At 61.9% G+C, this 14284-nt stretch carries 15 protein-coding genes and 1 pseudogene; 11 read left to right on the top strand and 5 right to left on the bottom strand.

Going from position 1 to position 14284, the window contains the following annotated elements; all coding sequences use genetic code 11:
- Positions 1–40 precede the first annotated feature (40 nt).
- A complete protein-coding gene (locus V5F59_RS16590) occupies positions 41–982 on the top strand; it encodes a LysR family transcriptional regulator (RefSeq protein ID WP_393976311.1) in 942 nt (313 codons plus the stop codon).
- Here V5F59_RS16590 and V5F59_RS16585 read toward each other — a convergent pair.
- Positions 904–1224: a DUF7662 domain-containing protein gene (locus V5F59_RS16585; protein WP_445329483.1), complete on the bottom strand. Its 321-nt coding sequence runs from the start codon at positions 1222–1224 to the stop codon at positions 904–906. The genes V5F59_RS16590 and V5F59_RS16585 overlap by 79 nt on opposite strands.
- Positions 1221–1448 carry a hypothetical protein gene (locus V5F59_RS16580; protein WP_393976310.1) on the bottom strand — a complete coding sequence of 76 codons (228 nt, stop codon included), beginning with the start codon at positions 1446–1448 and terminating at the stop codon, positions 1221–1223. Before V5F59_RS16580 ends, V5F59_RS16585 begins: the two co-directional genes overlap by 4 nt.
- Before the next feature lie 256 nt (positions 1449–1704).
- On the opposite strand from V5F59_RS16580, the gene V5F59_RS16575 reads away from it, so the two are divergent.
- The 6 genes and pseudogenes from V5F59_RS16575 (at position 1705) to V5F59_RS16550 (ending at position 8724) form a co-directional block, all read left to right on the top strand.
- Positions 1705–2550 (top strand): hypothetical protein, encoded by an 846-nt coding sequence (locus V5F59_RS16575; protein ID WP_393976309.1) that lies wholly within the window; start codon positions 1705–1707, stop codon positions 2548–2550.
- Positions 2551–2917: 367 nt separating this feature from the next.
- Positions 2918–3766 (top strand): annotated as a pseudogene (locus tag V5F59_RS16570) (transposase); the annotation flags it as partial.
- A 166-nt stretch (positions 3767–3932) separates the two neighbouring features.
- Complete coding sequence (locus tag V5F59_RS16565) at positions 3933–4610, top strand: hypothetical protein (RefSeq protein ID WP_393976308.1); 678 nt, start codon at positions 3933–3935, stop codon at positions 4608–4610.
- Between the two features lie 524 nt (positions 4611–5134).
- Positions 5135–6253 carry an ImmA/IrrE family metallo-endopeptidase gene (locus V5F59_RS16560; protein WP_509211107.1) on the top strand — a complete coding sequence of 373 codons (1119 nt, stop codon included), beginning with the start codon at positions 5135–5137 and terminating at the stop codon, positions 6251–6253.
- On the top strand, positions 6250–6726 hold the full coding sequence (locus V5F59_RS16555) for a DUF4411 family protein (RefSeq protein ID WP_393976306.1): 477 nt from the start codon (positions 6250–6252) through the stop codon (positions 6724–6726). Before V5F59_RS16560 ends, V5F59_RS16555 begins: the two co-directional genes overlap by 4 nt.
- A gap of 369 nt (positions 6727–7095) precedes the next feature.
- Positions 7096–8724 carry a hypothetical protein gene (locus V5F59_RS16550; RefSeq protein WP_393976305.1) on the top strand — a complete coding sequence of 543 codons (1629 nt, stop codon included), beginning with the start codon at positions 7096–7098 and terminating at the stop codon, positions 8722–8724.
- 183 nt (positions 8725–8907) lie between these two features.
- On the opposite strand, the gene V5F59_RS16545 is transcribed toward V5F59_RS16550, so the two are convergent.
- Entirely contained in the window at positions 8908–9792 is an 885-nt protein-coding gene (locus V5F59_RS16545) for an SDR family oxidoreductase (RefSeq protein ID WP_393976304.1), read from the bottom strand.
- Between the two features lie 94 nt (positions 9793–9886).
- Here V5F59_RS16545 and V5F59_RS16540 point away from each other — a divergent pair, with 94 nt between their 5' ends.
- Positions 9887–10720: a helix-turn-helix transcriptional regulator gene (locus V5F59_RS16540; RefSeq protein WP_393976303.1), complete on the top strand. Its 834-nt coding sequence runs from the start codon at positions 9887–9889 to the stop codon at positions 10718–10720.
- Between the two features lie 212 nt (positions 10721–10932).
- Here V5F59_RS16540 and V5F59_RS16535 read toward each other — a convergent pair whose 3' ends face one another.
- Complete coding sequence (locus tag V5F59_RS16535; protein WP_393976302.1) at positions 10933–11331, bottom strand: RidA family protein; 399 nt, start codon at positions 11329–11331, stop codon at positions 10933–10935.
- 196 nt (positions 11332–11527) lie between these two features.
- Here V5F59_RS16535 and V5F59_RS16530 point away from each other — a divergent pair, with 196 nt between their 5' ends.
- Positions 11528–12103 carry a TetR/AcrR family transcriptional regulator gene (locus V5F59_RS16530; RefSeq protein ID WP_393977048.1) on the top strand — a complete coding sequence of 192 codons (576 nt, stop codon included), beginning with the start codon at positions 11528–11530 and terminating at the stop codon, positions 12101–12103.
- 92 nt (positions 12104–12195) lie between these two features.
- Here V5F59_RS16530 and V5F59_RS16525 read toward each other — a convergent pair whose 3' ends face one another.
- Positions 12196–12627 (bottom strand): Rrf2 family transcriptional regulator, encoded by a 432-nt coding sequence (locus tag V5F59_RS16525; protein ID WP_393976301.1) that lies wholly within the window; start codon positions 12625–12627, stop codon positions 12196–12198.
- Between the two features lie 87 nt (positions 12628–12714).
- On the opposite strand from V5F59_RS16525, the gene V5F59_RS16520 reads away from it, so the two are divergent.
- Together V5F59_RS16520 and V5F59_RS16515 are read left to right on the top strand one after the other, a co-directional pair.
- Positions 12715–13494, top strand: coding sequence for a class I SAM-dependent methyltransferase (locus V5F59_RS16520; protein WP_393976300.1), 780 nt, complete (start codon positions 12715–12717; stop codon positions 13492–13494).
- 526 nt (positions 13495–14020) lie between these two features.
- Positions 14021–14221 (top strand): Arm DNA-binding domain-containing protein, encoded by a 201-nt coding sequence (locus tag V5F59_RS16515; protein ID WP_393977046.1) that lies wholly within the window; start codon positions 14021–14023, stop codon positions 14219–14221.
- Positions 14222–14284: the final 63 nt, after the last annotated feature.

Here is a 14284-nt window from a genome sequence, read left to right as displayed (position 1 = left end):
GCGGGGGCTTCGGAGCGGTCGTAAGGTTGCGCGTCAGGCTATGGATCTTCGGGAGCTTCGATATTTTGCTGCGGTCGCAGAAACCGGCAGCTTCTCCCGCGCGGCCATCAAGCTGGGCATAGCGCAACCAACGCTCAGCCGGCAGATCCAGAATCTCGAGCAGGAGCTCAAGAGCGCGCTGTTCTACCGGCATGGCCGCGGCATCGCGCTGACCGAGGTGGGGGCGAAGCTTCACTCCGCCCTCAGCCCCATGCTTCAGCAGTTCGATCAGGTGCAGCGGGAGATCATCGACCAAGCCAACACGCCGAGCGGCCTGGTGCGCCTCGGCATCCCGCCCTCCATCGGCAGCACCATCGTCGCGCCACTTGCGGAAACCTTCCGCGCCGAATGCTCGGCGGTGCATCTCCACGTGGTGGAGGCGTTTAGCGGGACTTTGTTCGAATGGGTCGAGTCGGGCGCGATCGACCTCGGGATTCTTTACGATTCACGCCGCTCCCACAGCATGAATGTTATCCCCCTGCTGCAGGAGGAGCTGTACCTCATCGACAGTCCCGGCGATGCTTGCGCGGCGTCCGTTGCCAGCCTGGAGGAAGTCCGTCTCGACCGCTTGGTGCTTCCAGGCACCGGCCATGGCTTGCGCCGGGTCGTGGACGCTATGTTTCACAATGCGGGCATCAAGGTCGAGCTGGCCGTTGAGATCGATTCCGTTCCGGCTTTGAAGCAGCTCGTGGAGATGGGCGCGGCTCAAACCATCCTGCCGTTCGGCGCGGTTCACCGCGAGGTCAAGGAGAAGCGTTTGGTGGCACGCCCCTTCGCGGCCGGTGATCTGCGCGCGACCCTCGTGCTGGCAACGGCCCTGCATCGTCCGGTGACCAAGGCAACCCGCCAGCTCGTCCAGATCATTCAGGACCAGATTGTCCGACATGTCGACAGCGGCATCCTCTGCGGGACGCCCAGCAAGCTGGCGCCCATAAAGGTATAGTGAAATGTTGATATTCGCACTGCTGGTGGCTCTGGAGCGCCCACATCCACCGCCTCGCTAGCCCAGCCAACGGGCACCCAAACCGCATGACTCCGCGTATTTGACCACCAAGCGCCATACGTCCGGGCGCTGCGCGGGAGCGAGAAACCGAGGATAGTCTCGGTCTCCGCGAAATCGAGCGTTACCAGGCTGTCGGTCTGGGTTTGGAGATGCTGTGCGAGCGCACCGTATTGGGTCGTCATGCCGCGAGACTACCGTTGCCGCCCATCGCCGTCACTCCGACCGTGCAATCCACCAGGGCGTGACAAAGGCCTGGCAGCGGCAGGAGCAGACATCGGATTACCTCAAAAGCTGCACGAACCTGCAAATCACCCGTTGGCAGCGTCGCGGAGTGCTCGACGTTCTTCGTCGCAGCAACCGGTTGCAACAAGGCTAGGGCGACCGGCGGCATCGTGATCTCGGTCATGTCAATGCCTGCATTTTAGGGACGAACGTTCTATTTCGTGCCATGGCAATAGATTTAACCAGATATCGAGGTGGTGGTGGCCATCCAGCGATGGGTTACAATAGCTACATCCGAAATGCTTCGGTCGGTTTGCCCTGCTGCTGCGGCGGCGGCAAAATCGCGCCGTTGAGAAAAGCGGGGGTGATTCGACATGAAATAAGGTTCTGCGCGTGCCATGCTCGGTGCGATATCTGTCACCGACCGGGGGAGTTCAACGATGAAGACGCTGTTCTCATGGGCTTGGGCAAAGCTATTTCCTCGTCCCCAGCACGTCGAAACCCAGATGGACGAGTGGAAGCGAAAGGCTGGTGCATTGTTGGCGAACAATGCGAATTGGCAGCTTGTTCGTGAGGTGCTCGGTCGGTTAGAGAGCGCCGGTTTGCGGATCAAATCCACACTGGACCGTGATCTTATCGTGACACGGGTGATACGAGAACACAGGCAGTGGTGCGAAGGGGACGATATCGCTCGATTCTACGCCGAGAAGAAGGCGGCGGTGTCTCACAACTCCTTGGACCTTCTGACAATGATTGAACTGGCCGATTATAGCGGCGCGCTGATTGAACTCAATGATATGTCCGGCCTATTGTCGAAAAATCAGCCAATGTCCGACCGCGCATTGGCCGATATGATTGACGCGCACTCCCAGTCTGTATTCGAGAATGTCTACACCATCTGCAGCGTTGATGAGCATCAACCGGGGGAATACGTGCCGCAGCACGTTCGTGAGCTAGAGGCGCTTGCCTGCGGTGATTTTCTGGTTCAGTCAGTTACCGAGGCCGCCAAGCCGGGCCTCCTTGTGGGGTCGGTAACGCTGAGCGACGGACGGTCGGTCACCTTCGAGATTAGCGACGAGAAGCGTCCCGATCTCACGCCGTTCTTGCTAGCAATGAACTCTTTAGTCGCCCATCTCGGCAAGGGACGTTTTGTTGCCGTCGAGACGGGCAGCAGCGAGGGATTCACTGTCCTTTATCTGCGCCCGAACGAACAGATCGCTTTTCGCAACTGGTCGGTTCAGCAGCGCTTTGCTGATGGCTCGGTCCCCGGCGATTGGTTCGAGTGAAGTAAAAACAAACACCTCGCTCCGCAGGCCGACCTCGCGCGCAATTAGGGCAACGCCAACTTCTTCCGCATCGCCTCTTGTAACCGGTTGCAACGGCAATTCCCCGGCAATGCACCTATGGCGTCCGAGGAACGCTAAGGGGCAAGATCTTCTGCATCTCCGTCGCGAGTCCGGGCAGCATGACGTCAGTCAAGCCGTACTAGCCATTGACGCGGGCTTTGGCCTGCTCTCAGCGGTCTGGGCCGGCTTCGGCCTCACGCTCTTGGGGCGGGGGCTGCCTGCCTCGGGCCGATTCCGTTGAAAGAGTCGGTGTTGCCGCGGGGATGAAGTCCTGATTCAGTTCTCCTTGTAGGGGGAGGACAGACCGATGATGGGCGAGCGGATGGTGATGCAGGAGGCGCTGTTCTACGGGTTCAACCTCGAACGCCACGTGCCTGCCGGCCACCTCGTTCGGGCTATCGACAGGTTCGTCGACCTCTCCGCCATTCGAGTACACCTCAAGCCCTTCTACAGCGAGACTGGCCGCCCCTCGATCGATCCCGAGCTGATGATCCGGATGCTCCTGATCGGCTATTGCTTTGGCATCCGTTCGGAGCGGCGGCTGTGCGAAGAGGTCCATCTCAACCTTGCCTATCGGTGGTTCTGCCGGCTCGGCCTCGAAGGCGCCGTGCCGGACCACTCCACCTTCTCCAAGAACCGCCACGGACGCTTCCGCGACAGTGACCTGCTGCGGGAGCTGTTCGAAACCACGGTGCGGTGTTGCATCGAAGAGGGGCTGGTCGGCGGCGAGGGTTTTGCCGTCGATGCCAGCCTGATCAAGGCCGATGCCAACAAGCAGCGGTCCGCCGCCGCCTCGGAACAGGTGGACTGGGAGGGGCTCGCCGAGAGCCGCCGTTCGGTCCGGGAATATCTCGACACGCTCGAAGAGGCCGCCTGGGGCGCAGCCAGCGAGGTGAAGCCGAAGTTCGTCTCCAGGTCGGATCCGGCGGCGCAATGGACCAGCGCCTTGAAAGGCCATGCCTTCTTCGCCTATGCGACCAACTATCTGATCGACCTCGACCATGCCGTCATCGTCGATGTGGAGGCCTGCCGCGCGATCCGGCAGGCGGAAGTCGGAGCCGTGCACACCATGATCGAGCGCACCCAGGATCGCTTCGGCCTGTGGCCTGCGCGCCTCGCCGCCGACAGCGCCTACGCTCTCGACCACGCACTCGCCCTCGACGCCTTCCGCACACCCTCCCGGGCGCGCTGCTCCCGGGGCGCATCTTCAATCCATGGAACATTGTCGCCTACTGGTTCGGCACCGCCATCGCGTTGCCGCTCCAACTGGCGCTGGGGCAGAACGGAGGAAAGTGAAGCTGGCGCTTGCCCGGAGAGGGCCGGTGAGGGAAAATAACACCGTGCTGCTCTGGGTCCTCTTCCCCCTTGTCCTAATGTTCGTCTTCTGGCGTGACGCGCTGCGCCTCATGCGGGCGGGCCATGGCGTCGCCGCCGTGCTGACGGTCCTCGGCGCGCTCGGATTCTTCGGGGGCTTTCTCCTGCCCAATCTGGGCAGCCTGCTCGATCATGTGGAGCTTCCGGCCTTCTTCTTCACGACCACCATTGCAGGGCCGGACCACAGCATGGTCGCGCTCACCGGCGCCTTCGGCCGAGTCCAGCGCTACGATATGGACGGCAATTTCCGCGCCGGCTGGTTTGCACACACCGGCGGCGCCTCAGGAGCGCTCGGGATGACGACCGACGGAGCGATAGCCGTCGCCTCCACCCGCACGAAGGAGATCGAGCTGTTCCATCCCGACGGCGCCCCGGCCGCGGCGCCGCGCCCCTTCTCATGGACGGGAACTCAGGAACCTCGCGTGCTCTGGCCTTCGGCGGTGAAGGTGGACGGCGTGACGCTGGCGCAGCCGGTGGAACTGGCGAACCCGCCGCTCCATGTGCTTCCGGTGCTCCTCGTCCCCTTCTGGGACCCGCTCGTCGCATGGCTGATGCTTGGCTTAGCCATGCTCCTCATGCGGCTCGGCCGGCGCCGCGCCTCGAGCCACCCGCCGCCGCAGGCGTGACACGCAGCAGCTAAGAGGCCATCGATCCTGCCTTGCCGCCGGCCAAATGCCGGTCCATCCAGGCGCCTATCGTGAGGATTGGCGCCGAGGGGGCGCGCGAGGCAGCAGCTTTGCTGCGGCAGATGCCCCCTTCCGTTTCCCGACTGAGCTACGAGGCGCCCCGCGAAGGCTCCGCGCTATCGTCAGGCGCACTATGCTGAGAGGCGAGATTCTGAGCGGCGAAGAAGGGTGCCCCTATGGCCGCGACAAGGACACCCCTGGCCCCGCCATCGAGCCACGCTGCCTGATGCTGCAGCAAGCCGACCTAGCGCGTGCCTTCAAGGCGGCCAAGGCTGCTGCCGGTATGGTCGTTCCGATCGTCCAGATGCCTTCACCAGGACGCTCGAATCTGCATTTATCGTCTGGCCATTTTTATGCTCTAGAGTGTGGCTGGTTATTTCGCGGTGTCTCGAATGCCGACCAAGGTTCCCGTTCCCGTACGTCCCGCAGTGCTCGCATGGGCACGGCGGAGTGCGTGCGTAACGATGGAGGCGGCAGCGAAGGCGGCGAATGTTCCGGTTGAACGGCTCGAGGAGTGGGAGCACGGCGAAGGCGCACCGTCCCTGCCACAACTTCGCAAGCTGGCTGAAAAATACCATCGGCCGCTCGCCGTCATGCTGCTGCCCGAGCCGCCACGCGAATTCCAAGCGCTAAAAGATTTCCGCCGAATTGATCCTACGACCGGGGGGCTCTCTCCGATGCCAGCTCGGGTCGCTTACGAGATTCGTCTCGCACAGGAGCGCCGGAGCATAGCGTTGGAAATCATCGAAGAAGTCGGAGGTGAGGTCCAGCCTTTTAAGCTCTCTGCTACGATCGACGATGATCCGGAAACAGTTGCTGTTTCCGTTCGCCAATTTTTGAGAGTCAGTCCGACCGAAATCGCGCAATGGGCTCGGAAAAGTGCCGTATTTGATGGGTGGCGAGCCGCGATTGAAGCGCAAGATGTTCTTGTTTTTGTCATGGGCGGGTCTCATGGCCCTGCGGTGCGCGACGTGCGCGGCTTCGCTGTCCCGGCCACGGCGCTCCCAGTTGTCGCTGTCAACGGAAAGGACAAAACCAACGGACGAACCTTCACCTTATTGCATGAATTTGCTCACCTTCTGCTCGGCGAGGGCGTTGTCGAGAACGTCGTTGCTCCCCAGCCCATGATGCCGGTTGCCGTTCGGCGGGTCGAGCGATGGTGCAATGCCGTTGCTGCCGCAGTTATGATGCCCGTCGATGCCGTTGTTGCGGTCGCGGAGGGCAAGGGCCCCAGTTCCGACTGGGGCTCTACAGAGCTTGCTCGTGCCGCCGAGCAGCTTGGAGCGAGCCGGGAGGCGGCCCTCATTCGCTTCATGACACTTGGTCGGGCGAGTGGACGCTCCTATGCGCACAAGAGGGCGGCATTCGAAGAAGAGTACCAAGCGTTTGACGAGCCGTCCGGCACTTCTGGTGGCCCACCTCACCACAAGCAGATGATCGGTCGCTATGGAAAGAGCTATGCCCGCCACGTCCTCTCTGGCTACCGAGACAGACGTATCAGCCTAAACGACGCTGCCGCTTTCCTCGGTGTGCAGGCAAAGCATATTCCCTACATTGAGCAGCAAGCGTTCAAGGCAGCATGAGCGCATCTCCCCGACCTCGCTTTGTCTGGGATACCTCTGCGCTGGTCGCCGCGTGGGTCGAGCGCTATCCGATTGATGTTCTGCCGCCACTCTGGGATCGCTTGACTGCCTCGATCCAGGCTGGCGAGATGATTGCCCCGAGTGAGGTCAAGGTCGAACTGGAAAAGCGATCCACCGAGCTTCTCGACTTTCTCAAGCCGTGCGACGGCTTTTTCGTGCCAACTGATGAATTGGTGCTGGCGGACGTCTCGGCAGTACTTGCGGAGCACCCGCGGCTCGTGATGGAGCGAAAGCGCTCCTTCGCTGCAGATCCCTTTGTCATCGCAATGGCCCGAATTTTGGGCGGCGTAGTTGTCACAGAAGAAGGTCGTGGCAGCACTGGCAAACCTAAGATACCGGATGTCTGCGAAATTTATCGCATCGAGTACATTAATCTGCTCGATCTGATCCGGAGGGTTGGCTGGAAGTTCTGATGTATCTCGTGCCTTCAGGGACCTGAAAATTGGCGTCATGGCCTGATGGCGGGCGCGATCCTCGAGGTAGAGATAGCTTGAAGCACTTCGGCCGGCGTCGGGGAAACCGGGCGCCGGGCGTTTGCTGCGGCTCCAGGGCGATGACCCACTTGCGTAACGCCATCTCCCTCAGGAGGCAGCACCTTATCATCGCTCAGGCGGATGAAGCTGGCGTGATACGCGCTCGGGAGCCGAGGATTGCATCGCCCGTTCGGGCGGGGCTCTGGCCCTCCGTCGTTCCGGCGGATAAGCTCAAAACGTTGCCACGCGAGAAATGGGGTGTCGGGGATGCGGCGGTCGGGGTGGCTGATTCTGTGCGCAGGCCTGCTCTTGCCCATCCTGACCCAAGCACAAGCGCAGACGCCGAAACTGCCCAACCAGCTCGACTACGCGACCGAACCCTTCGCCATGGTGCGCGACTCGCCCGAATGCCATCTACGCATGCGCGACGGGCATGCGAGCTTCGGCGGCGACGTGACCAACCCGGCACAGAGCTGCCCGGACAGTTTCGCCTGGTTGCTGTTTGCCCAGGCCGTCTCCCAGCATTTCTGGGAGGACTGGTCGACCGACCGCCAGACCTGGCCGAGCGATCCCTGGCCGCGCTGCCGCCCCGGCGAGGCCCCTGGCCAATGCTGCGCCGGCGTGGAGATCAGCAATGACGCGGCCCCCCTGCACTGCCCCGTCTATCCGGGCCCCACGCCGGGTGTGCCCGACGACCAGGTGCGCCAGCCGGTCACCGCGCACCAGATGAGCCTGACCGAAGCCACGGGCCGCGCCGACACGCCGTGGAAGGACGTGCCCGACAGCCTGAAGGCCCCGGTGATCGGCGCGCTTCAGGACGAGTTGATCTACCGCAACGAGCCGATGGTCAATTACGTCTTCGACAACGAGCTGTATTTCACCGAGGGCTTGGCGCGGGTGTTTCGCAACGCGGTGGCAGCCCGCGCCGCCTATGCGCCACGCTGGCCCGCCCCTCCCGATCCCTCCGCCGCACATCCCGCGGCGCCCGCGCTGATCGCCATCGACTTCCCGATTCGCGCGGTGATGGTGAAGGTGAACTGGCTGGCTGCCGACCAGGCTCCTAGACTGGGGATCGACCCGAACGACACCGTGCATCCCTTCATCACGATGGACCTGCTGCCGCGCGCGACACCCACCGATCCGAAACCGGCAAAGAAGCGCTATCTGCTGCTGTCCTTCCATATCTCCAGTAAGGACGTGCCGAACTGGACCTGGGCAACGTTCGAGCATGTCGACAACCAGGGGCGCTGTGACTTCCTGGGCTGCAACGACAGTTTCGGCTACCTGGCCGCCGAACTGCCCGCCCAGGCCGGGCTGGCCCCGCCGGCGCGCAATTACATCCCGCCGCACCACGCCGAGGCCGTGGCGCAGACCGATGTGGAAGCATTCGCCCTGGCCGCGCGCTACAAGGAGGCAGGCCGCATGAGCCAGGGGCTGGTCGATCTGCTGGCGTCCTTCGCCATCGCCGGAGGCGGCACCAGCGATCCCAGCCGGCCCTCGCAAGGCGATACCGCCTGGCGGTCCTACCGGCTGAAGGGCACCCAATCCGACTTCGTCTCGGCGACCGGGGTGGAGACCCGGCTCGGCAATTCGGTGACCGAGGCGGGCTTCGTCAACACCTCCTCCTGCATGACCTGCCACGCTCGCGCTGCGATCACTGCCGAGGGTCTGCCCGCCTATTCAATCTTCGACCGCACGATGAGCGATGCGGGGTTGGCGCAGAGCGTGAATGGCACGCCGAACCCGGCCTGGTTTTCTGTGAACGCGTTCTTCGGCGATCAGGGCCAGCGGGAAGCGCCGCGGCAAGTGGCGGTGCAGACCGATTTCGTGTGGGGCTTCCGCTTTGCCTGCCCGACTCATGAAAGCCAGTACGGCCCCGTTTGGTGCAAGAACGTCACCAAGGGCTACAGCCAGGCGGTGCCGGCGCGGCCGAACTGAGTCAGGGCTGGACGCTGGACGCGCTCGCCCAGCGCAGCGGCATCAGCCGCTGCCACGCTGTCGCACATCGAGCATGGCAAGACCTACCCCACCGCGTCCCTGCTCGGTTGGCTCAGGGATGAGCGCAAGTGGCCTCCGCCGCGGAGGCAGCGCGGTGAAGCTGGCCGATGAACAGAGATTGGATTACCGCGAGGCCTCGATGTCCGCGATCAGCCCCGGTCCGGCAGGATGCCATCCGAGTTCTCTCTGCGTTCTTTGGCTTACGGCTGGTGCATCATGTGATGCGAATGCCGCGAGCCATCCGAAATACGCTTCGGCTTCCGCCGGCCCAATGGAGGCAACAGGCAGTTCAAACCGCCGTCCGATTGCTTCCGCGATCTCACGCAGTCGCAAACCTTCCTCCGCCACCGCATGCCAGACTGCACCGGACTTGCACTGTTCGAGCGCCAGCCTGTAAAGACGGGCCACATCATGAACATGCGCAGCCGGCCAGCGCTGAGTCCCGTCGCCAACATAGGCGGCCACTCCCTTTTCGCGCGCTGTGGCAATCGCGTAGGTAACAAGACCGTGTCGCACAGTGTCATGCACCTGGGGTAGACGGACCACGCTCACGTTCACACCTTTGGCAACCGCGTCGTAAGCAGCTTCTTCCGATGCGGCGCGTGGAGAAATCGACGACATGAGTGGCCGGTCTTCCTCCGTCAGCGGTCTGCCGGGCTGAGCGCCGCCGACGGCGACGCCGGAGGTGACGATGAGCGGTCGGACCGAACCAGCTACAGCCGACGACAGGGTCTCGATTACCCGGCGATCGTTCTCGCAATTCTCCACGAACTTCGAGAAGTCGTGATTGAACGCAGTGTGGATGACGGCATCCGATCTGGCAGCGGCTTCTCGCAATCCATCGTGGTCTTCGAGCGATCCCAGTTCCGCCTCAGCGCCGATTGCTTCAAGCGCGGCAGCCTTGTCGTCGGAGCGGACAAGGCCTGCAACCCGATGTCCTGCCGAGATCAGCTCCCTGACGATGGCCGATCCGATGAATCCGGTCGCGCCGGTTACAAATACCCGCATTGGCATAGTCCCTGTCTGTTGCGTCGGGACATATCTGCATGGTTATTGTATCCTGTTAAAGTAGTGAGATTATCCCGGTATAAGAGCTAATAGGATGGACAGGTCTGTATTCAGTGAGAAGCGGTTGGGGGCCTATCTGAGGGACCGTCGAGCCAAGCTCGACCCCACCACCCTCGGGTTTCTGGCCGGACGCCGCCGCACTCCCGGCTTGCGCCGAGAAGAAGTCGCGCAACGCGCCAATATCAGCCCAACCTGGTATACATGGCTCGAGCAGGGGCGCGGGGGCGCGCCGTCAGCCGACGTCCTCGACCGTATCGCGCGAGCCCTCATGTTGACGGAGGTCGAGCGCGAGCACCTATTTCTGCTTGGACGCGGCATCAAGCCGGAGTTCAGAACCAAATCCGTCGAAAGCGTGACACCCAGGTTGCAGCGCGTGCTTGACGCACTGGAGCCGAACGCAGCGATGATCCGTACCGCGATCTGGGACATAGTCGCCTGGAACCGGGCCGTTACACTGCTTATGACGGATTATGGCGCATTGGCGCCGAGCGAACGCAATGTTTTGAAGCAGCTTTTCTGCAATCCAAATGCGCGTGCCGCTCAATATGACTGGGAGAGCGTGGCGCGTTTTGTCGTCGGCGCGTTCCGTGCCGACACAGTCCGCGCTGGAATGAGCGGAGAGGCGGAAGCACTGGTCGATGAACTTTCGCACCTGAGTTCTGATTTTACACGGATATGGAATGACAACGAGGTCAACGGCTTTGGCGTTGGCCTGAAGCGCATACGACATCCCCTGCTTGGTTCGATCGAGTTCGAATATTCGTCCTTCGCAGTGGACGGGCGGTCTGATCTTTCCATGGTCGTCTACTGCCCGGTGCGGCAGGACGATGCTGATCGGGTCCGGTCGCTGATCTCGTCCGAAAGCTGATTGACTTTCGACGCGATGATCAAGGCTCCGCTCGCGACGCTCAACGACTAACGGTGCTCAAGCGGATGGAGGCGGCCTTCGTCTGGCGCTTGCGGCGACCATGCGAGAGCCCGCCTGCCATGCCGGAGTCCGCGATCGCTGCCCAGCAGCTGCTCGACAAAGCCCCGTATGTCGGCTCGCAGGCCTCCGGCGATCAGGTGACGAGGATCGCTTCAGCTTTCATCTGGGATGCGGGCGATCACCTTGATCTCGAAGTCGAAGCCGGCGAGCCAGTTGACACCGATCGCGGTCCAGTTCGGATAGGGTGGCTGCGAAAAGACGTCGCTCTTCGCCTTCATGATCGTTTCAAACTGGTTTTCCGGATCGGTATGGAACGTCGTCACATCGACGATGTCGTCGAAGGTGCAGCCGCCCGCCGCCAGCGTTGCCCCCAGATTGGAAAAGGCCAATCGAACCTGCTCGGCGAAGTCCGGTTCTGGCGAGCCATCGGCACGGCTTCCAACCTGACCGGAAACGAACAGGAGATCGCCGGATGCGATCGCAGCCGAATAGCCATGGGCTTCATAGAGGGCATGGCGGCTCGTCGGAAAAACAGCATTACGTTTGGCCATGGGATCAACCTTTCTTGAAACGGCTTGAGCCTGCAATGTCGGCGTTCATCGCAGTCGGGGCATGGTTCTCATTTGCGGCGCAATTTGATATACGCTGTGTATGCGAATATCTGACATGCGGTGCGTATGTCAACTCAGATACACTGCGTATGTGAAAGGACAGCCATTCGTGACGCCGCGTCGACGCATCGAGACCATGGAAGAAAACCGCGCCAAACTGATTTCGGCAGCGCGCCGGGCCTTTGCCGCGAAAGGGTTCGCCGCGGCCTCGATGGACGAACTCACCGCGGATGTTGGGCTGACACGCGGGGCGCTCTACCACAATTTCGGTGACAAGAAGGGGCTGCTCGCCGCAGTGGTCGCTCAAGTCGATGGCGAAATGGCGAGGCGGGCACAAGAACTGGGGGCGGCCGCGCCGAACGACTGGGAAGGTCTGCTTGCGGAGGGATCGGCCTATATCGAAATGGCCCTCGACCCCGAGGTCCGCCGGATCGTGCTGCTCGACGGGCCTGCCTTTCTGGGGGAACCCACACAATGGCCCAGCCAGAACGCCTGTCTGGAAATGACGAAGCAAACCGTTGGCAGGCTGATCGCGAACGGGATCATGAAGCCCGTCGATGACGAGGCGGCGGCACGTCTTCTCAACGGCGCGGCGTTGAATGCTGCTTTATGGGTGGCGGCAAGTGATGAACCAGGTGCTGTCCTTCCCAAAGCCATTGAGGCTTTCCGCGTCATGGCGACAGGTTTGCTGGCTGAGGAGAAGCCATACTGAAGCCTTGGCCGGATTGAGCCTTGCTGAGCCTCCACCAAAGACCCGAAATTGCCGCTTACTATCTGGTGCCGTATCGCTTTAGCATTATTCCACTAGATGGTTGAATTACACCGCGCGTCGAAGCGTCGTGCCAGTTCGGCCAGACTGATCGTACCCAACTGTGCGATCAACATTGCCTCGGCCTTGCTCAATGCGTTCTCCAAGGCTTCGTTGACGACTTTTTCAACCGCGCAGTCGGTATTTCTGTGCCCGTTACCGATCGTGAAGAGACGGGGCCCGCCGACGGCACGGTGAACGTCGAGAAGAGTCACGGCCCCAAGGTCTGCCGCGATGACCCATCCACCACCGTGGCCCTTTTCCGATCGCACATAGCCAGAATCCCGCAAGCCGGCCATCGTCCGACGCACGACCACGGGATTGGTGCCCAGCATGCGCGCGATCTCGTCGGAGGTCATTGGACCATCGTGGCGAGCCATGTGGAGCAATACATGGAGCATTCGCGACAAGCGGCTGTCATTACGCATGGTCGAAGCTTTCGCATGCCGGCGGGGATTGGCAAGGGTCCAGTGTCACGATACTTGTAATGTTACATGATTCGTGGAGCACCGAAAATGGTTGAATTCGAGAGCCCCGACCACTGGGACACCGCCGCCCGGCACTATGAGCAGACGGCCCATCCCTTTACGGCTCGCTATGCCGAGGCAGCGCTTACCCGCGTGCCCCTAGGTCCCGATAGTCGTGTTCTCGATGTCGGGGCCGGTACCGGTGCACTGGCTTTGCTCGCAGCTCGAACGGGGGCGCAGGTGCTTGCCACGGATTTCTCGCCTGGCATGATCGCGCGCATCGCAGCGGCGCATGTGCCCAACGTCGAGGCGCGGGTCATGGACGGCCAGGCGCTTTCTTTGGGGGATGCCAGCTTCGATGCCGCATTTTCGATATTCGGCGTCATCATGTTTCCGGACTGGCGCAAGGGCCTCGCCGAGATGGCGCGGGTGACGCGCCCTGGCGGGTACGGCGTGATCGCAACCTGGCGCGAGCAGGGTGCCGCGACCTTCCTGTTACTCGGCCAGATTCGTCGCAAGCTGTTCCCCCGCCGGGAAGGAATGACAATGCCGGAAGCCGTGAAAGCGCTGAGCGACCCGGTGGATTTCGCCCGCGAACTGATAGCGGCGGGGTATCGGGACCCTAAGATCGAGCATGTTACCTTCGACTATGAGTTAGATGTTGGGGCACTGGCCGAACCCGACTCGCTGTTCGGCATGTCTCCTGACTGGACGAGCCTCGGTCTGGACGAGAAAGATGCCGTGATCGCCGAGGTGCGGCAGATGGCAGGCGAAAGTGCAATCCTACCCATACCCTCCACGGCGCTGATTGCAGTCGCTCGACGCTAACGCTGAGAGGAGGGGTGGTTCACGCATCTCAATTGACTTCACGAGTGGCAGCAATCGCAGCGGCGGTGGACGGTACATAAACGGCTGCTCGGTGTCCGCGAAGAACACTCGGACGCTCCGAAGCCGACCGCCGCAAAGGTCCCAGTTGCAGACGTTTGTTCGAACAGCCGCGCAGGTTGGATGATCAGGTAGATTCGGAGAACGAATACGTGGTGAAAATCAGCGGGTGATGCAGAAAATACCCCGTCAAACATCCGAAATGGCCGCCGTTTGCCATCCAAATGCCCCCGAAACTCGCCGGTGGTCGCATAATCAGGTGTGTGTACATAATTATCAGATGGTTATGACGCTTTCCTAGTTCTCATCTTCATCGGGCGCTGCCCGCCAGCCCTTATTTTCGTCCCATCTCATATCCCCTTAGAAGCCTTGCCAGCGCTGAGTCGCACGCCATATTGACTGGAGGGCGCCTCACGACATCGCGCTAAAGCGTAGTCGATCGCGGGTAAAAACCGGGTAAGGGGGGAGGCTGGCCAAGGCCGCTCACAGACTGCAGATCCGCAAAGCCAAGGCGGCCGAGAAGCCCTACAAACTGACCGACGGCGGAGGGTTCCACCTCGCCGTCTCTCCGGCAGGGGGCAAGGTCTGGCGCCTCCGGGATGAGATCGCCGGCAAGGAGAAGCGCCTCACGATCGGGCCATGCCCGGACACACCATCCCGGAGCCGTTGAAGCTGGGCCGTCTGTCGCGCTGGCCTCGCTCACAGCTCATCGCCGTAATCGAGAACGTGAAAG

The organism is Xanthobacter nonsaccharivorans (assembly GCF_043194755.2).
Classification (GTDB): domain Bacteria; phylum Pseudomonadota; class Alphaproteobacteria; order Rhizobiales; family Xanthobacteraceae; genus Xanthobacter; species Xanthobacter autotrophicus_G.
This window is presented reverse-complemented; position numbering and strand designations above follow the sequence as displayed.